This window comes from Pedobacter terrestris (genome assembly GCF_052343045.1).
In the GTDB taxonomy this organism is placed as follows: Bacteria; Bacteroidota; Bacteroidia; order Sphingobacteriales; family Sphingobacteriaceae; genus Pedobacter.
Genome location: NZ_CP180264.1, coordinates 292,127 through 310,987, shown reverse-complemented (window position 1 = coordinate 310,987; position 18,861 = coordinate 292,127). Strand labels below are relative to the sequence as shown.

At 38.8% G+C, this 18,861-nt stretch carries 15 protein-coding genes; 12 read left to right on the top strand and 3 right to left on the bottom strand.

The annotated features are described in order from the left end of the window. Positions 1–70 precede the first annotated feature (70 nt). The 3 genes from ACJVDH_RS01545 (at position 71) to ACJVDH_RS01535 (ending at position 2,071) form a co-directional block, all read left to right on the top strand. Positions 71–802, top strand: coding sequence for a dioxygenase family protein (locus ACJVDH_RS01545; RefSeq protein ID WP_443945816.1), 732 nt, complete (start codon positions 71–73; stop codon positions 800–802). Positions 803–875: 73 nt separating this feature from the next. Next, on the top strand, positions 876–1,382 hold the full coding sequence (locus ACJVDH_RS01540) for a hypothetical protein (RefSeq protein ID WP_443945815.1): 507 nt from the start codon (positions 876–878) through the stop codon (positions 1,380–1,382). 2 nt (positions 1,383–1,384) lie between these two features. Continuing rightward, positions 1,385–2,071: a pirin family protein gene (locus ACJVDH_RS01535; protein WP_443945814.1), complete on the top strand. Its 687-nt coding sequence runs from the start codon at positions 1,385–1,387 to the stop codon at positions 2,069–2,071. A 75-nt stretch (positions 2,072–2,146) separates the two neighbouring features. Here ACJVDH_RS01535 and ACJVDH_RS01530 read toward each other — a convergent pair whose 3' ends face one another. Continuing rightward, positions 2,147–3,106, bottom strand: a complete 960-nt coding sequence (locus ACJVDH_RS01530) for a Smr/MutS family protein (RefSeq protein ID WP_443945813.1) — start codon at positions 3,104–3,106, stop codon at positions 2,147–2,149. A 124-nt stretch (positions 3,107–3,230) separates the two neighbouring features. Further along, a complete protein-coding gene (rsgA, locus tag ACJVDH_RS01525) occupies positions 3,231–4,151 on the bottom strand; it encodes a ribosome small subunit-dependent GTPase A (RefSeq protein WP_443945812.1) in 921 nt (306 codons plus the stop codon). A 474-nt stretch (positions 4,152–4,625) separates the two neighbouring features. Between rsgA and thrA the strand changes: the two genes are divergently transcribed. The 9 genes from thrA to ACJVDH_RS01480 all read left to right on the top strand — a co-directional run bounded on the left by thrA (position 4,626) and on the right by ACJVDH_RS01480 (position 17,775). After that, the gene (gene thrA / locus ACJVDH_RS01520; RefSeq protein ID WP_443945811.1) at positions 4,626–7,076 is read left to right on the top strand and encodes a bifunctional aspartate kinase/homoserine dehydrogenase I; all 2,451 of its coding nucleotides are present in this window, start codon (positions 4,626–4,628) and stop codon (positions 7,074–7,076) included. Between the two features lie 38 nt (positions 7,077–7,114). Further along, positions 7,115–8,047, top strand: a complete 933-nt coding sequence (locus ACJVDH_RS01515) for a homoserine kinase (protein ID WP_443945810.1) — start codon at positions 7,115–7,117, stop codon at positions 8,045–8,047. 70 nt (positions 8,048–8,117) lie between these two features. Further along, positions 8,118–9,425 (top strand): threonine synthase, encoded by a 1,308-nt coding sequence (gene thrC / locus ACJVDH_RS01510; protein ID WP_443945809.1) that lies wholly within the window; start codon positions 8,118–8,120, stop codon positions 9,423–9,425. 220 nt (positions 9,426–9,645) lie between these two features. Then, positions 9,646–10,179, top strand: coding sequence for an RNA polymerase sigma factor (locus ACJVDH_RS01505; protein ID WP_443945808.1), 534 nt, complete (start codon positions 9,646–9,648; stop codon positions 10,177–10,179). Between the two features lie 102 nt (positions 10,180–10,281). After that, entirely contained in the window at positions 10,282–11,304 is a 1,023-nt protein-coding gene (locus tag ACJVDH_RS01500; RefSeq protein WP_443945807.1) for a FecR family protein, read from the top strand. Between the two features lie 47 nt (positions 11,305–11,351). Next, positions 11,352–14,579: a SusC/RagA family TonB-linked outer membrane protein gene (locus ACJVDH_RS01495; RefSeq protein ID WP_443945806.1), complete on the top strand. Its 3,228-nt coding sequence runs from the start codon at positions 11,352–11,354 to the stop codon at positions 14,577–14,579. 10 nt (positions 14,580–14,589) lie between these two features. After that, positions 14,590–16,017, top strand: coding sequence for a RagB/SusD family nutrient uptake outer membrane protein (locus tag ACJVDH_RS01490; RefSeq protein WP_443945805.1), 1,428 nt, complete (start codon positions 14,590–14,592; stop codon positions 16,015–16,017). Positions 16,018–16,028: 11 nt separating this feature from the next. Next, entirely contained in the window at positions 16,029–16,643 is a 615-nt protein-coding gene (locus ACJVDH_RS01485; RefSeq protein ID WP_443945804.1) for a hypothetical protein, read from the top strand. 1 nt (position 16,644) lies between these two features. Continuing rightward, a complete protein-coding gene (locus tag ACJVDH_RS01480; RefSeq protein WP_443945803.1) occupies positions 16,645–17,775 on the top strand; it encodes a cytochrome-c peroxidase in 1,131 nt (376 codons plus the stop codon). A gap of 41 nt (positions 17,776–17,816) precedes the next feature. Here the strand turns inward: ACJVDH_RS01480 and ACJVDH_RS01475 are convergent, their stop codons facing one another. After that, positions 17,817–18,659, bottom strand: a complete 843-nt coding sequence (locus ACJVDH_RS01475; protein ID WP_443945802.1) for an AraC family transcriptional regulator — start codon at positions 18,657–18,659, stop codon at positions 17,817–17,819. Between the last annotated feature and the right edge of the window lie 202 nt (positions 18,660–18,861).

The window sequence follows — 18,861 nt, the reverse complement described above, 5'->3', positions numbered from 1 at the left end:
CGTCACATTACCGTTACTTTAAAGTGCGATATCTACTTTCATTTTACGAAACAAAACACCCCCTATTGCCATGGAAAGAAAAAACTTCATCCGCAGCCTTATGATTGGCGCGGTATCAACACCGGTACTTATTGATGCCTGCAAAAAAAGTAGTATTGAAGATGCAAGCGAATCCTCAGGTTCCGGAACGGCAGGAACAACAACAAGCACAAATGGAACTTGCACGGTTGCACCTACAGAAACGGAAGGGCCTTTTCCAACAAAATCTCCGGCTTCTTACGTAAGAAGCGACATTACAGACGGCCGCAGCGGCTATGCATTATCTATTAAAATTACAATCGGGAACATCAACAACAGTTGTGCTGCCCTTTCTGGTGCTATTGTAGATATTTGGCATTGTGATGCCGAAGGAAATTATTCTGAATACGGTGGTTCGGGTATGCAAAGTACCAACTATCAATCGGTACATTTTCTACGCGGCCGCCAAACCACAGACAGTAATGGGTTGGTGAGCTTCACTTCAATTTTTCCGGGTTGGTACAGTGGGCGGGCAACACACATACATGTGCATGTATACAACTCTTCCGGAACTTCGCTTAATGTAACGCAAATTGCATTTCCGGAAGGCAGTGGCACTTCATTGGCTCTAGTAAATGGTTATGCTAAAGGAATGACTGGCTACACGTATAATAATGCCGATAATATTTTTAGTGACGATACCACAGGTGTTGAAATTGCAACAGTAACCGGTTCACTTACTGCCGGTTTTCAACTTACCTTTAAATTAAATGTGAAAGCTTAAAAATATCCTTGTTGTTTATCTTACTTTTATCAGACGTTAACGCAGGTTAACGTCTTTTTTTATCTCTTTTATTATGGCAAAAAAAGTTATCATTTTATGTTACCGGAAGATAATCGACATAAATCATACATCCCTTTGGGATCAATATGTGCATGAAGATAGCTTTTCTGAATTTAGAATGCAGGCACAATTATTTAATCCAGAACAAAAATACAACTCGTTTTCAGACTTATTGATACACGTTCCGGGTGCCGACAAACTACACTTTTTGGTTAGTGCGGCAATAACCGGATACATGCAGCAATTAAAAGGAATTGTTCCAGATGTACTCGACAATCTTGGTCGGCGCTTTATCTCATTCGAAAATTTCAGGTTCGAAATCATCAATTCAGATCTGCGCGATATCCAAAAACATAAGATAGCCATCAACTTTTTTTCTAAACCATTCATTTGGCACGATACCGTTGATAATTATTTACTTGTATCACAAGAAAAGGGAGAATCCGAAACAGATTTTTTTACAAACCTGTTTCAACTACAACCTTATTTAAGCATTCATTCTCTAAAGCATATCGATTAAACATGGAACTCAATCCCGGACAAATTTACCTCGCCGATCAGCGCGGTATTATTGAAAACGCATCTGTTCAAAAACATTGTATTTTTAATTTTGAACGTTACCAAAATGAACACCGCGAACCTTCATCTGCGCTTTTCCTTTTTAACGATGAATTTATTGCTGGTGGAAAACTGAACTTTTTTCTGGCGAAGGAAAACTCCATCCAGATTTTCTTCCCGATTACAGGCGGTTTGGATATTCTGGTTAAAGAAGAAGAATATGCGGTAGAAACCGGACAGGTTCAGGTATTTATGGTAGAGAAAGGGGAAGTTTTGGAAATCAGCAATCCTTACCCAAAAGACACCGTGAACTACTTACAAATTGGATTAAAAACCGAAGCTTTTTTCTTTAAACAGAAAGAACCATTTAACTTCAATTTTGACGAAAAGCCCAACACATTGATCAATGTTATTGCCAGTTATAAACTTCCATTTTTCTTGAGCACAGGAAGATTTTCCGGCCGTACTGAAGTCAATTATTCTGTAAAAGACAATACGAACCGCATTTTCGCTTTTGTAATAGATGGCGCATTTGAAATTGAAGGAAGACTGCTACATGCCAGAGACGGATTGGCGCTTTGGGAAATCAATCAAGCCGAACTGGAAGCTTTAAGCAATAACGCTATTGTTGTTGTAATTGAGCACCCCTAACATTCCTGATTAGTAAGCAATTCTATTGTTTGAAAAAAGCCGGCACATTGATCAATAGTACCGGCTTTTTCTGATTTAAGAAGTTTTAAAAATAACCTCTGTGGCGCCATAACCAAATTTTTCTTTTTGTGCATCCATATAGGTTTTAACATGCGGATTCTGGCTAATCAACTTATGTATTTTATTTCTTAAAGTGCCGTTTCCGGAACCATGAATAAACGTCATTTTTTCAAAGTGGTGAACAATTGCGCCATCCATTGCGTGGTTAAAGGCAGCAATTTGAATGTTCAACATTTCATCTGGCTGAAGAAAATGATGATCGTCTCTCAATTTTTCAATATGTAAATCAATTTCCTTTGCTGGTGCGGGAACGGTCTTTTTTTCTTCCGCAGATTTAAAAAAACTTTCTTTCAACTTCTGTGCATCGATTTTAACTTCTGCCAATTCATCCAAACGAATTAACCAGCCTTTATTTTTCAATTGCGGCAATTCTTTTTGTTCGATACTAAAATCTTTCGCTCTAAATTTCTTCTGAATGACCAATGGATTAATGGGCTTAATATCAGCTTTGTTAAACACCAGGATTTGAAAAGTAAAATTTGGCCAAACGTCCAAATCTGCAAGCGAAGCAGAATACACCGATTCTGAGCTATGTGCCACAAGTATGCCGTTAAAAACACCGCTATATTTCTCTTTTCTTTCTGTGGTTATCGCAACCAAAATAGTGCTATTGGTATGGTTTTGCAGGTGAAAATGAACCACATTTCCGGCTTTTCCATCTGCAGCCACTGCAACATAAATACCATTTTCTACCTGGCTTAAAACAGGAACATACACTTTAGCCGGAGCGTCTTCTGCTTTTTGTGCATTATCCGGGCCATGTCCAAACACAGAAGTCAGATTAGTTATCGCAACCGGAATTTCAAAGCCATCTTCATCTGTTACGCCTAATGTCTGCGCATCAATTATTTTGGTTACATATCCTTCACGTTTTTCATCTACAAAACGTACAAAATCTCCAAGTTTGAATTTCATAACAATCAAATCCCCTTAAAGGGAACTTCTCCTTTCTATAGTTTCAGGCAAATTGCCCAAAACAGATAATACTATTTATCAATTACAATATGATTTTCCAACCCAGTTAATGGAGCCGGAAAAATTAATGCCGCGTATCGTGCCCGTGGTAAATACTCAGGTAACTTTCGTATCTCGAAATGGCAATTTCATCGGCTTCTACGGCTTCCATAACCGCACAACCTGGTTCATTTACATGGCGGCAATTGTTAAACCGGCAATCATGAGATTTCTTGAAAATTTCTGGAAAGAAATGCCCAAGCTCTTCTTTTTCAATATCAATAATACCAAGTTCTCGAATGCCAGGGCTGTCTACAATAAATCCACCTTGTGGCAATTCGAACATTTCTGCAAAGGTTGTAGTATGCTGGCCTTTATCGCTCCAATCTGAAACCTCTCCGGTTCGCAATTCCCTTCCCGGTAAAAGTGTATTAATTAAGCTGGATTTTCCAACGCCAGAATGCCCAGAAATAAGCGTAATCTTATCGGTAATCAGTTCCTGAATTAATGGAATATTAATCCCTTTTAATGCAGAGACTGCATAACAAGGGTAACCGATATTTTCATAAATATCTTTAAACTCCTGTAAAATCTCCAGTCCCTGCGTACTAAACAAATCCAACTTATTAAAAACCAAAACCGCAGGCACATCATAGGCTTCTGCAGTAACCAGAAAACGATCGATAAAGCCAAGTGATGTTCTGGGCGATGCAAGTGTAACCACCAGAATGGCCTGATCTAGATTGGCGGCCAGAATTTGAGCCTGTTTACTCAGGTTAATAGATTTACGGATAATATAGTTTTTCCGCGGCAGCAACTCATGAATAATCCCCTGAGAACTGCCTGGCTCCAAGTCAAAATTTACCCGATCGCCAACCGCAATAGGATTGGTGGTTTTAATGCCTTTAATTCTGAATTTTCCTACAATCCGGCAATCGTAACGTTCGCCATCATCAGCCAAAACGCTATACCAACTTCCGGTAGATTTTATAACTAAGCCTTGCATATTTGCAACAAAGGTATAAAAAGGATATAAGATGTTGGCCTTAAACCGCACAAGGCTCAAAATGATTTGAAAAGCAATGCCTGTAATTCATTTGGGAAAAGCCTTCCTGCTGTCTGCTTTACTCCATTACACTAACGTGCTCGCGGACATCAGGTTTATTCTGCACGTTTTGTGGTCGTATGTCTGTTACCTAATTAAAACAGAAAAATGCGGTTTTAGCATACGCTTAATCGTTTTATTAAAAAATTTCAAATAAAATTTAGAAAGCATTTGCATTTTAGAAAAATTAACTTCTATATTTACGGTGTACAAAGTACACCAAACGACATGAATTTTAATACTTCAATTATTACATCAATTATTATTACCACCGGTAGAAACCAGAGGGGCTAATTGCTGTGAATTGAAAAATGATAAAACAACAGAAAACGCCCCGATGAAAATCGGGGCGTTTTTTTTTAAACCCAAAAAACTATGAAAGTACTCAAATTCGGTGGCACATCCGTAGGTTCGGCCGAGAACATTAAAACACTTTTGCGCCTTGTAGGCGAAGAAAAACAACAAGAAAATCCGGTAGTTGTATTATCGGCTATGAGCGGAGTAACCAACTTACTTACCGATGCTGCTGAAAAAGCAGAACGTGGAGAAGCGTATGAAACGCACTTAAAAGACATTGAAGACAAACATTTTGCGGTAATCCGCTCGCTATTACCAGCGGCCGCACAAAATCCGGTATTTACCCGATTAAAAATTTTCTTCAATGAGCTGGAGGATCTTTTACAAGCTGTGGCAAACCTGCGCGAACTGAGCTTACAAACCAAAGATCAGATTATAAGCTATGGCGAGCGTTGTTCCACTTTTATGATTGCCCATATTGCTGCACAACAATTTTCTGAAGCAGTTTTTGTAAACGGCGCAGAACTGATTAAAACCGACAGCAATTTTGGCCAGGCAAAAGTAGATACAGAACTAACGGACATCCTGATTAAAGATTTCTATCAATCCAACAAAGGCAAAGTACTTTTTGTCACTGGCTTCATTGCCAGCAATGCCGCCGGCCGTGTAACCACTTTGGGCAGAGGCGGTTCAGATTATACTGCAGCCGTTTGGGGCGCAGCATTACAGGCCAGTGAAATCCAAATCTGGACAGATGTAAACGGAATGATGACAGCAGATCCGCGCATTGTGAAAAAAGCTTTTTCTCTATCTGAACTGAGTTATACCGAAGCAATGGAACTGAGTTATTTTGGAGCTAAAGTAATTTATCCGCCAACAATGATTCCGGCGTTTATGAAGAAAATTCCAATCGTTATCAAAAATACTTTTGAACCAGATTTCGCCGGAACGTATATTAAAAGCGATGTAAAATCGTCTCAAATGCCGATCAAAGGAATTTCTTCTATAGACCACATCAGCATTATAAACCTTTCCGGAAGCGGAATGGTAGGCAAAGCCGGTTTTAGCGGCCGACTGTTTTCACTTCTTTCACGCGAACAAATAAACGTTGTTTTGATTACGCAATCGTCATCAGAACACAGCATTACTTTTGCTGTTAAACCAACTGATGCCAGCCAAGCGATTGCCCTTATCAAAAAAGAATTTGAACTGGAGTTAGATGCCAACAAACTTGCATTGCCAGAAGTAGAAAACAACCTTTCGGTTTTGGCTATTGTTGGCGAAAACATGAAACATACACCCGGCATGAGTGGCAGATTATTTAATGCACTTGGCCGTAACGGTATCAATGTACGTGCAATTGCACAAGGCTCATCAGAATATAATATCTCGGTAATTATCAGCAAAGACGATTTATCGAAAGCTGTGAACGCTGTACATGATGCATTCTTTACAGACTTGAAGAGAACACTGAATATCTTTTGTTTAGGCACCGGAAATATCGGCAAAACGTTATTCAATCAACTAAAAGAACAAATGCCTTTTTTGGCAGAAAATAATGATTTACAGGTAAAAGTTACCGGCATTTGCAATACACGCAAAATGATCCTGAATGCCGATGGTTTATCATTAGAAAACTGGGAAAATGAACTAAATAGCGATGGTGAAAGCGCCAATCTTTCTGTATTTGTAGAAAAAATGAAAGCCTTGAATTTACCAAACGCGGTTTTTGTAGACAATACGGCGAGCGAAGCACCAATCTCTTTTTATCAGGGTATTTTTGAAAACAGCATTTCTATTGTAACCTGTAACAAAAAAGGAAATTCTGCAGATTACGCACAATACAGATCTTTTAAAGATACTGCCCGGAAATTTGGTGTAGATTTTTATTACGAAACCAATGTTGGGGCCGGTTTACCAATCATCCGTACATTAAAAGAACTGATGATGAGCGGAGATAAAGTTGCCAGCATTGAAGCCATCTTGTCTGGTACAATTTCTTACATCTTCAACAATTTTAAAGACAACGCTGGTTTTTATGAAACCGTTAAAGAAGCTCAGGAACTTGGTTATACAGAACCTGATCCACGTGACGATTTAAACGGAAAAGATTTTATGCGCAAGATGTTGATTTTGGCACGCGACGCCGGCTATCCTTTAGAAGCTGAAAACGTAAAGATTGACAACATTTTACCAGAAGCTTGTTTAAAAGCGGCAACCGTTGATGATTTTTATGCAGAACTGAAAGCCAATGCTCAATATTTTGAAGACTTGAAAAACCAAGCTGCAAGTGAGAAAAAAGTACTGCGTTATATTGGTAAACTGGAAAATGGAAATGTAGAAATCAGCCTGCAAATGGTAGATGACAGCCACCCGTTTTACATGCTTTCTGGAAGCGATAATATTATTTCTTTTACTACAGATCGTTATAAAAACCGCCCACTTGTAGTAAAAGGACCAGGCGCAGGTGCAGAAGTAACCGCAGCCGGCGTATTTGCAGATATTATTAATGTAGGCACATTGAGCTAAAAACCAATTAGAAAAATAGAATAGCGATAAGCCAAAAAATGAAAGACTATATAAAAGTTTTTGCCCCTGCCACCGTAGCAAATGTTGTTTGCGGATTTGATGTTCTGGGCTTCGCCGTAAATGAACCCGGCGATGAAGTTGAAATGCGTTTAACCAACACACCTGGTGTAACAATAAAAAGAATAACTGGCGATGAGGGCCGCTTACCATTGACTGCAGAAAAAAACACCGTTAGCGCAAGCGTACAACATTATTTAAAACACATAGACAGATTGGATATTGGTGTAGAAATTGAACTGCACAAAAAAATGCCCATTGGCAGCGGATTGGGTTCTAGCTCGGCAAGCACGGTTGCCGGTTTATACGCCATAAACAAATTAATGGGCAATTTACTTACCGCAAAAGAGTTGGTTCCATTCGCCATGAAGGGTGAAGAACTAGCCTGCGGTTATGGCCACGCAGATAATGTAGCGCCGGCAATTATGGGTGGTTTTGTATTGATTCGCAGTTATGATCCGCTAGATGTAATTTCATTACCAACACCAGATGGTATGTTCGCGGCAATTGTATATCCTGAAGTTGATGTACCCACAAAAGATGCCCGTCAAATGATCAGAAACAAAGTATTTCTTAAAGATGCGGTTACCCAATGGGGAAATGTTGCCGGCTTGGTAAGCGGTCTTTTCATGAACGATTTTGAACTGATTGGCAGAAGTATGAAAGATGTTTTGGTAGAACCCACACGCTCTATACTGATTCCGGGTTTTGAAGATCTGCGCAGTTTAGCCATGGAAAACGGAGCAATCGGATTCGGGATTTCTGGATCCGGCCCTTCTGTTTTTTCCCTTACAAAAGATGAAGACACCGCGAAAAAAATTACCAAAGCACAACAGCAATACCTCAATAAACTTAATATTAACAGCAAAGCTTTTGTTTCTTCTGTAAATGCCGAAGGGCCGAGAGAAATATAATAAGCCGGAAGTTAGAAGGTTAGACGGCCTCAACCTTCTAACTCCTACTTTCCACCTTTAAACCCTCCAAATGAAACTATATTCAACCAACAATAAAGATTTACGCGTTTCTTTTCAGGAAGCCGTATTTAACAGTATGCCGCAGGACAAAGGCTTATATATGCCGGTAGATGTGCCGCAATTAAATCCGGAATTTATCCAAAATATTGAGAAATACACGCTACCAGAAATTGCTTTTGAAATTGCCTCAACACTTTTGAAAGAAGAAATTCCCGCTGATGATTTAAAGGCATTGATTGATGACGCCATCAACTTTGATGCGCCCGCCGTGGCTTTAGATCAGAAAACATTTGTACTGGAATTATTCCACGGGCCATCACTGGCTTTCAAAGATTTTGGCGCACGTTTTATGAGCCGGATAATGGCTTATTTTCTTAAAGATGGCGAACAATTACTTGATGTTTTGGTAGCCACTTCTGGCGATACCGGCGGCGCGGTTGCTTTGGGTTTTCTCGGTGTGCCAAACACTCGCGTAACCATTCTGTATCCCGAAGGAAAAGTAAGCCCAATTCAGGAATTGCAACTTACAACAAACGGACAAAACATACGCGCAATTGAAGTAAACGGAACTTTTGACGATTGCCAGGCATTGGTGAAACAAGCGTTTGCCGATGCAGAATTAAATGAGAAATTCAGACTTACTTCGGCAAATTCCATCAATATCTCCAGATTGATTCCGCAAACGTTTTATTATTTCCACACTTATGCGCAATTGAAAAGAAGAGGTTTAGACAAAATTGTATTTTCTGTTCCAAGTGGAAATTTCGGAAATATTGGTGCAGGTTTGCTTGCGTATAAACTCGGCTTACCCGTACAACAGTTTATTGCCGCAACCAATGTAAATGATACCGTTCCGCGTTTTCTGGAAACTGGTGTTTACGATACCAAACCATCGGTACAAACCTATGCAAATGCAATGGACGTTGGCGCACCAAGCAACTGGGTTAGAATTATGGATTTATTTGGGCAAGAAGTAGCTGACCTGAAAAAAATCGTCACTGCATACCGCTTTAATGATGAAGAAACCCTTGACGCAATTAAAAAAATTGATCAGAAATTTAATTACGTTGCTTGTCCGCATACCGCAATTGCTTATTTAGCCGTAGAAAAATACCGCGAAGAAAACCCGCTAGACGATAGCGCAGCCGTATTTCTTTCTACTGCACATGCCTGCAAATTTCCGGATATTTTCCCGGCAGATATTGCGGCTAAAATAGAAATCCCAGAACAAGTAACGGCTTTGGAAAACCAACCAAAGCAAGCCGATCAATTGCATACAGATTTTGCCGGTTTTAAAGAATATCTACTTAAAAGATAACAACTTACCAAAACATAAACTTACAAAGGCCGATACATTATTTATCGGCCTTTTTAGTTTCCTCTTTCCCGATTTATGAGAAGGCGAAATCTTCCGAACAATAAAACCCTTGAAAAGACACACAGATACAAGTCTCATATTCAGGTTTTTGCATAAAAACAAGCAGACTATTAAGAAAAATTCTAAATAAGAACAAAAAGCGCTTATCTTTGCGCCAGAAATGAAAGCAGAAATTTGGGAACAGATCCGAAATGGCGATGCAAATGCCATGAAAGTCCTTTATCAGGATTCTTATCAGGATTTGTACGTTGCTGCTTTACGCATCCTTCCAGACCCCGACAAGGTTAAAGATTGTCTGCATGAAATCTTCTGTGAGGTATGGCAAAACCGCGAAAATCTAAGTCAGGTTGAACACATTAAAGCCTACTTAAAAACCTGTGTGCGCAACCGCGTTTTACGGGAAATTAAACTCGATCAAAATATTGATGCAATTGATGAACATGAAGAAGTATTTCAACTCAAAGAATATTCTTATGAACAACTTTTGATTGAGTCTCAGCAACTGCAGGAAGACAAAATCCGCATTTGGGACGCATTAAATAAACTTACGCCGATGCAGCGTGAAATTATGTCGTTAAAATTTTTTGAAGGTTTAAGCTACGATGCCATAGCACTTCAACTCGAAATCAAGCCGCGCACGGTTTACAACCACGTTTATTCCGCCATTAGCAGTTTACGCGCAGAACTGAAATAATCTTTTTTCAAAAAAAATCCAGAAATGTCTGGTAAAAATGTAAACGGTTTTACTCTATAAAGAAAGCCAGAAAAACATTATTTACCTATTAACCATTTTTGAATGAACTTTAGTTTGTATCAAGCGGAAGATTTTGCTTCCGATGAATCCTTCATTGCCTATTATCTCAGAACAGACGAATCGGCCATTCATTTCTGGGAAGACTGGATTAGCAGAAATCCGGAAAAGCTAGATGAAGTATTAAATGCAGAAAGATTGATTGACGCATTAACGCTTCGCTTGCCTACAGATGAATTTAATATAGAAAAAAATCGTTTCGAAGATTTCCTTTCGGTTAGCGCCGCGACCATTGAAGAAACGAAAATATCTCCGCAAAAATTCAACGGCAAAAGATTTGCATTGATTTTATCTATATTCTTTATAATAAGTATAGGGAGCATATTTATCTACAAACAAAGCAAAAATCCAAGCACCGTTCAATCTTATGTAACACGCTACAACGGACATCAAAAAATTTCGATTATTTGGTTATCAGACGGTTCAAAAATAACCCTGAATGCAAACAGTACTTTAACGTATCCAAAAAAATTTAGCGCACAAAAACGAGATGTTAAATTAAGTGGCGAAGCGTTTTTTGAAGTCGCGAAAGATAAATCGCGTCCATTCACCGTACAAGCAAATGGAACTAAAACAAGGGTTTTGGGCACAAAATTTAACGTTTCTGCATATCAGGACATGGATAAAATAAAGGTTGCCTTGCTTGAAGGAAACGTCGAGTTTTCGGCATCTAACCAGAATCAAAAAATGCTGCTAAAACCAAACGAAATGGCCGTATTTTCATCAAAATCAAAACGAATAGAGAAGACCCGCTTCGATAAAAACGACATTTTAGAATGGAAAAATGCGGTGATTGCTTTTCATAACGCATCATTTAAAGACATCCAAAGTACGTTTTTAAATGTATACGGCATCACTTTGCTGAATAAAACCGATGATACTCTTTGGAATTATACCGGCCGTTTTGAAAAAACAGATTACCTCACCGTCATAAAAAGCATTTGCTTTTCTAAGAATTTAACTTTTAATCAATTAGACCAAACAATAACCCTTATTTCCAAAAAATGAACAAACCTTACCCCTGTTGTCTACTCTTGCTAATCGTTACATTTTTTTTGCTCAGTGTACCCCAGGTTTATGCACAGCAAAGTATTGAAAATACAAAAATAAAACTCTCATCAAACGGAAAAACACTTTCTGAAGTGTTACAAAGTGTCGAAAAACAAAGTGGTTTTACGTTTAGTTACGATCAAAATGAGATTAACCTCAAACAAACAATCCGCGCCAACTCTACTTCTACGTTATCGGCTTTACTTGCCGCATTTAAAGAAGAATTGGGCTTAGAGCATAGCCTATCCGGCAAAGTAATTTCACTTAGGCAAGGCGCTAAACCTGTCCGGAAACAAAGCAGAACGATTTCTGGAAAAGTGACGGATCAAACCACAGGAGAATTTATCCCCGGTGCAAATGTTTTTATTAAAGGAACCAAACAAGGCGCTGTGACCAATTCGCAGGGTACTTTTGTATACACAGTTACTGCCGCAAATATTGATAAAACGGTATTGATGGTCAGTTACATTGGTATGAAAAGTAAGGAAGTTATACTGGGCAAAGACGTGTTTTTTAGCGTAGAACTGGAGAATGAATCTTTCGGAATGGATGAAGTGGTAGTTACAGGTTCTTACACCAAAGATAAACGCCGCGAAGAAGTGGTTGGAAGTATTGCACAGATCAGTGCAGAACGGCTCCAAACCGACAGACCTATAGAAAGTTTTGATAAAATGCTTGAAGGAATGGTTGCCGGGGTATATGTAGAAACCACTACAGAACTGAATACGCCTGTAAAAGTGAATATCCGCGGACAAGGGTCGCTTCCGTCTTACGGAACCACGATGCGTACAACTTCATCTCAACCTTTATACGTTATTGATGGATTGCCTGTTTATGAACAGCAACCCGGTAATGAATCTTCAGCATTCACCACCGATAGCTATTTGAATCCATTGTCAAACATCAACCCAGATGATATTAAAAGTATTTCGATTCTTAAAGATGCTACAGCTTCTGCTTTATACGGTGCCAATGCCGCGAATGGCGTAATTATCATTACCACAAAAGCAGGTAAAGCAGATCGAACCCGTTTTAATTTCAATTATGATACTGGCGTATCCAGCTTCATTAATGAATATAAATGGCTAAGCGGACCGCAATATTACAGTTTGCTGCGCGAAGCTTATATTAACGATGGAAGGTCTGTTGCAGATGCATCGTCGCTTGCCGGCAGCAAAACGAATGACGTAAATTGGTTTGATTTAACCAATCGCAATGCCGTTTACCACAATGCAGGTTTACAGGTTGAAGGTGGAAATGAAAATACGACTTTCCGCTTTAGTGGCGGTTACAGAAATCAACAGGCCAATTCATACGGGAATGATCTGGAAAAAGTGTATCTGAGATTGCGCGTTGACCATAAAGTTGCAGAAAAATTTAGCATTGGTTTTAACCTGAGCTCTACGCTTACGCAACAAAATGCATTGTCAAATTATGGATCGGTTATTTTGCCGCCCAATCAATTGCCATATAATGCAGATGGATCTTACGCCAAATTTCAAGGTGTTCCAAATCCGTTAGCAGTGTTGGCACAAAATGAAAACAGTACTAAAGGCGTAGATTTACAGGCCATTGCCAATGCAAGTTATCGCGTAAGCAAATCCATTCTCTTCTCCGGAACATTGGGCGCAAACGCATATCAAACCAAACAGACACGATACAATTCTGGCTTAAATTCTACAGGAGAAACGCAAGGCGGATCACTTCGAATCTATGATCGAAACCGCTTGGGTTATACAGGTTTTCTACAGGGAACTTACGATAAAACTTTTGCAGATATCCATACCGTAAACTTCCTGATTGGTACACAGGTAGAAAATGAACAGGTAGATTTACTTTTAGGGCAAGGTACAGGTTTTACATTTGACCGTTTAAGAACGCTTAGTTCTGCAACCACCAGATCTTCTTCATCCTCAAATACATCAAATGCTACGGTATCTTATTACTCGCAATTGGGTTATGATATTAAGAAAAAATACTTCGCCAATTTTAATGCAAGGATTGATAAATCGTCCATTTTTGGTGGCGATAAACAAGTATCGTTAAATGGATCTGCAGGTTTAGCCTGGATCATTTCAAAAGAAAATTTCCTTGCAGGGAACAAGTTCCTGACTTTTTTACGTCTTCGTTCTACATTTGGTTCAACCGGAAACTCACGTATTGGGAATTATTCTGCCAGAGGATTATACAACTTCGGCACAAATGGAACCTATGATGGCAATATTGTTTCTTATCCTGCATCTACCGCAGCACCAAATCCGGATTTAGGTTGGGAAAAGAATTACAAGCTCAATTTCGGGCTCGATTTTACCTTGTTAAACAAAGTTCAGGTTACCGCCGAATACTATAACAACACGATTACTGATATGATTTCAAGTGTTGATGTTGCACAGGAAACGGGCTTCAGCCAGATATCTGCAAATACCAGTAAAATGCGCAACAATGGTTTTGAACTGAGTATCAATACAGATGTTTTTGATCGGAAGGAATTCAACTGGAACATTGCGTTTAATTTCGGTATCAACCACAATAAACTGCTTGCTTACAATAACAACTACGGCGCATTATATGGCTATCGAGATTATGCTTATGCATTTAAAGTAGGCAATAGCAGTACAGCAATTTATGGTTATGAATCTGCCGGTGTAAATCCAGATACCGGAATTGAAATGTTTTACGGTCCGAACCGCCAATTGCTTACGGCCTCGCAAATAAATGCTTTGCCAATAAGCAACAGCCAGGTTTTGGGCGAGCGCTTGCCAGATTTTCAAGGTGGATTGGTGAACCGTTTCACGTATAAAAATTTCACGTTAACTTTCAATATTTTGTACAGCTATGGCGCAGATGCCATTTTTAGCAATGCAGATGAATCTGACGGGCGAAATTTACAACACAGAAATCAAAGTGTAAACTTGCTCGACAGATGGCAAAGACCCGGTGATATAACTGAAATTCCAAAACTAAGCATTACACCATCTTTAATTAGCAATTCTTCCAGATATGTATACGATGTCAGCTATCTCAAACTATCTAATGTATCCGTCGGCTATACGTTTAAAGACAGTGTGATCAAAAAACTGCACCTCAGCCGATTAAGCCTGTTCGCCAATGGCACCAATTTATTTTATTTATACAACGATGCGGGTACAAAAGGCCGGAACGGAATCGCCGAAAAACGATTCGTTTATCCAGAATCAATGGCTTTAACTGCAGGTATTAAAATTGGCTTATAACATTATCAAAATGAAAAAAATTATATATTCCCTTTTGGTCATTATCGCATTCAGTTCTTGTGAAAAAATCCTGGATAAAGACCCAACCGATCAGCTTTCTATAGAAGATTTGTTCAAAGATGTTGCCGGAAGCAAAACAGCTTTAGCAGGTGCTTACAGCAATCTGCTTAGTACAGATCATTACCAAACTAAAACCATGATTTTCCCGGAACTTTTGGCCGGAAACCTGAAGTATAGCAAAGAAAGCGCTATTATTCTGAGCGATGTGTACAACGCCATACAAAACCCGACAGAATCTTCAATGAGCGATACCTACACAAAGCTTTACAGTGAGTTAAACAATGTGAATAATGTGATAAAGTATACACCGCAGGCATCTGGTTCAGAAACCGACCGGATTAAAATTGTTGCAGAAGCAAAATCAATTCGTGCATTGATTCATTTCGATTTGATACGCATTTTTGCCCGGCCTTACAATTACCAATCTGGCAACGCTTTACCTGGCATTGCATTGGTGTTGCAACCGCAATTGTATTCTGATGCCGCACCACAACGTGCAACAATTGAAGAATGCTATCAAACCATTATCACAGATTTAACAGATGCGATTAATGCATTTGATGATACAGAAGCACCAGCTTTAACCAGTACGTACAAACAACATTTTTTTACCAAAAGCTCGGCACAAGCACTTTTGGCAAAAGTGTATTTGTATGCCAACAAATGGGATCAGGCATTTTTATTGTCAGATGCCTTAATCAAATCTGGCAAATACACTTTATTAAGCAATGCAAATTATGTTGCCAGCTGGACTGGAAAAATACCATCTTCAGAATCTATTTTAGAGTTGGCTATTGAAACTACTTTTAGTGGCAACAGTTTGGGAACCTATTACGATGTGAGCAATACCTCATACAGGCAGTTTGCTGCAACAAATGATATCCTGAGCTTATACAACACATCCGATGTTAGAAGCAGAGCTTCACTATTTAATCTTTTGACAATAAGCGGTACAAATTATTATTTCACCAAGAAATATGCAACCGGAGGCACATCGGCAACGCCGGTAAAAATTCTGCGTTTATCAGAACTTTACCTGATCCGCGCAGAGGCAGCTGTAGAAAAAACACTAACAGATTTCACGCAAGCTAATGCAGATCTGAATACCATCCGCAAACGTGCAGATGCATCTGCTACAACACTTAACCTGACAAATAAAACAGATCTCATCAATTCCATTTTATTGGAAAGACGGAAAGAACTGGCTTTTGAAGGCAATCTGCTGTTTGATTTGACCAGGCGCAAAAAAGACGTAGAACGTGTAGACGTAACCAGTTCGGTTAAAAACTTTACCGCTACAGATTATCGATTGGTAATGCCTATTCCAATTGCCACCATGAACGTAAATAACAAAATGATCCAAAACGAAGGTTATTAATCCAATCCTAAATGAAAAAAATTCTTATCCCAATATTTTTGCTGATCATTTCCTTTTCAGCGTGTAAAAAAGATCAGCCTGCAGATAAAGCAGATTTGTATCCAGAACAACCTCTGTCTACTCCATCTTCATCTGTAATGTCGGTTTTTCATCAGCCAAGTGCATATTATCAAATGTTTGTGTACCGATATGAACCTTCCACACTTTCGTGGACAAGTAGAATTGCCGGGCATTTTTCTACAATATCACTTACAGATGCAAGTTATTTAGGGTTTACAAATCCATATGTGGTAGATAGCGGTGTACCAATGTTTGACATGGTTAGGTTGTACAGCAGCTTTACGAATACAACAAATATTAAAACAGCAAAAATCAATGCAGATCAGGTATTGCAGTTCTTCCCGGATTATGAAGGCGCAAAAACCGGTGTTGTAAAAGTAAAAACACAAGATGTAATTTTAACAAAATCTGATGGAGGAACATTCAAAATCGGATTGAGCGGAAATGGCACCTATAACGAAACTACAAAACTGATTGACCTCAGTATTACATTTAACGAAACGGCTATTGGTGGCACCACGCGTACTTTTCAGTACAAGTTAAGCCCAACGGCACTTTCACTTTAGTATGAAAAGAATCTTTTACGTTGCTGTAGTATGTACAGCTTTTGTATGCACTACAGCTTTTTTGCAGAGCGATGAATATTCTATTGCACAACTGCGTGAACTATACAGTGGAGACGAATCTAAATGGCCAAAACCAGACTTGGACGACGAGGCAAAACCAGGCTTTAAAGATATTGGTTACCTCGGCCGGCCGGATTATCCTTCAGAAAATCCATATTCTGCAGAAAAAGAAAAACTGGGCAAATTACTTTTTTTCGATCCGCGTATGTCGGTTTCAAAACAAATTGCCTGCGCTTCCTGTCATGATCCGGAATTGGGTTGGGGCGATGGCCGTCGTGTAGCGTATGGCCACGCTAGGCAAAATGGAAAAAGAAATGCGATGACCATTTTGAATACAGCATTTTACGATAAGCTCTTTTGGGATGGCCGCGCAGCAAGCTTAGAAAATCAGGCAATTTTTCCTGTTCAGGATAAAGTAGAAATGAACCACAACCTTAAAGCAATGGTTAAAAACATTTCGAAAATAAAAGGTTACAGGCCTTTGTTTGAAAAAGCTTTCGGGTCAAAAGACATCAGTTTAGATAAAATACAACAAGCTATTGCAACTTTTGAGCGTGGGATTGTAAGTACAAACTCTCGTTTTGACGCTTTTGTAAAAGGTAAAAAAGATGCATTAAAAGACCAGGAAGTTTTGGGTTTGCACCTCTTCCGTACCAAAGCACGCTGCATCAATTGCCACAATACACCATTATTTAGCGACAATAAATTCCATAACGACGGGCAAACACTCTACGGCTCAAAAATGCAAGATTTTGGTCGTTATGCCCTTACCGGAAAACTGGAAGATATCGGAAAATTCAGAACACCTTCTTTACGAGAGACCAGTATCACTGGTCCATGGATGCACCATGGAAACTTCCCTTCGTTGAAAGATGTAATCGAATTTTACAACCTTGGCAATCCGGTTACTATTCAAAGAAATGTTAAAATTGTAGATTCATTAAATGTTCCGAAATCGGCGATATTAAAAAAATTAAATTTATCTCTAACAGAACAAGATGCACTTGAGGCCTTTCTCAAATCAATAAGCACGCGTGTAAATAAAATTATTCCACCTGTTTTGCCAGAATAATAGAAAGCCGTACCGAATTAATTTGTTACGGCTTTTATATATTATTTCCCTTCACGATAATCAGAAGGTGTTTTTCCTAAAGCAAGTTTAAAAATTTTATTGAAGTAGGTTACATTATTAAAACCACATTGAAAGCAAACTTCTGCAATGGTTTTATCTTCATGCAAACGCAAGCAAGCTTTTTGTACCCTGTAATTATTCAGAAACCGCGTAAAAGTGGTATTGGTTGTCTTCTTAAAATAGTTACAAAATGAAGGCACAGAGATATTGAATAACGCTGCAACTTCACGTATATCAATTTCGCGATGGTAGTTTTCTTCTACAAAAGTAAAGAGTTTCTGCAGGCGACTCCGATATCGGTTTGCAGCTTCTTTTTTAAAATGATCTTTATTTAAGTACTCATATTCTTCCGTTTGCGCAAGTTGATTTAAAACTTTAACCAAACCCAGATACTTATCTAATGGTGCAAAATGAGCCATTTTAAACAGCGCCAGTGTAATGTTTCTTTTTACGCTGCCAGAAAATTTAATTCCGTGTTTGGATTTTTCTATTAAACCTGCCAATGCTTTCATTTCTGGAAAATCCGTTAGCCATTGTTCCATAATTTCTGGCTTAATCTGAATACTGACATGTTCTTGCTCAGCAGTTTCAGCTTGAACAGTAGTATGCGGTACATTAGAACCAATTAATACAAGATCGCCATCTATAAACGTACTTTCGTGATTGCCGACTCGCCTGGTTCCAGCTCCTGACCGTACACACAACAGTTCGATTTCCGGATGAAAATGAAAGGGATATTCCTGGCCGCCTTCAAACTTATCTCTATGAACAAATCTGAAAGAAGAACCCTCATCGGGTTTCACAATTTCGTATTGAATCCTCATTGTTAATCAAAAAATTAGAAGTCTATTAATGATAAAAAAGATTAATAAAGTATAATAAATAATGAATGAAGGATGATCTAACTTAATAAAGAAACTACATTTTTGTTTATAAAAAAACTTTTAACCGAATATTTTTTTAATCGTCAGATGGGATTACTTTTTAAAAATTCTCAGTTCAAATGATTTTCGCTCTTCAGAGATC

What these genes read in the sequence shown, in the direction of transcription:
- ACJVDH_RS01545 (WP_443945816.1), top strand. Translation starts at nt 71, where the DNA reads ATGGAAAGAAAAAACTTCATCCGCAGCCTTATGATTGGCGCGGTATCA.
- ACJVDH_RS01540 (WP_443945815.1), top strand. Translation starts at nt 876, where the DNA reads ATGGCAAAAAAAGTTATCATTTTATGTTACCGGAAGATAATCGACATA.
- ACJVDH_RS01535 (WP_443945814.1), top strand. Translation starts at nt 1,385, where the DNA reads ATGGAACTCAATCCCGGACAAATTTACCTCGCCGATCAGCGCGGTATT.
- ACJVDH_RS01530 (WP_443945813.1), bottom strand. Translation starts at nt 3,106, where the DNA reads ATGAAATTCAAACTTGGAGATTTTGTACGTTTTGTAGATGAAAAACGT.
- rsgA (WP_443945812.1), bottom strand. Translation starts at nt 4,151, where the DNA reads ATGCAAGGCTTAGTTATAAAATCTACCGGAAGTTGGTATAGCGTTTTG.
- thrA (WP_443945811.1), top strand. Translation starts at nt 4,626, where the DNA reads ATGAAAGTACTCAAATTCGGTGGCACATCCGTAGGTTCGGCCGAGAAC.
- ACJVDH_RS01515 (WP_443945810.1), top strand. Translation starts at nt 7,115, where the DNA reads ATGAAAGACTATATAAAAGTTTTTGCCCCTGCCACCGTAGCAAATGTT.
- thrC (WP_443945809.1), top strand. Translation starts at nt 8,118, where the DNA reads ATGAAACTATATTCAACCAACAATAAAGATTTACGCGTTTCTTTTCAG.
- ACJVDH_RS01505 (WP_443945808.1), top strand. Translation starts at nt 9,646, where the DNA reads ATGAAAGCAGAAATTTGGGAACAGATCCGAAATGGCGATGCAAATGCC.
- ACJVDH_RS01500 (WP_443945807.1), top strand. Translation starts at nt 10,282, where the DNA reads ATGAACTTTAGTTTGTATCAAGCGGAAGATTTTGCTTCCGATGAATCC.
- ACJVDH_RS01490 (WP_443945805.1), top strand. Translation starts at nt 14,590, where the DNA reads ATGAAAAAAATTATATATTCCCTTTTGGTCATTATCGCATTCAGTTCT.
- ACJVDH_RS01485 (WP_443945804.1), top strand. Translation starts at nt 16,029, where the DNA reads ATGAAAAAAATTCTTATCCCAATATTTTTGCTGATCATTTCCTTTTCA.
- ACJVDH_RS01480 (WP_443945803.1), top strand. Translation starts at nt 16,645, where the DNA reads ATGAAAAGAATCTTTTACGTTGCTGTAGTATGTACAGCTTTTGTATGC.
- ACJVDH_RS01475 (WP_443945802.1), bottom strand. Translation starts at nt 18,659, where the DNA reads ATGAGGATTCAATACGAAATTGTGAAACCCGATGAGGGTTCTTCTTTC.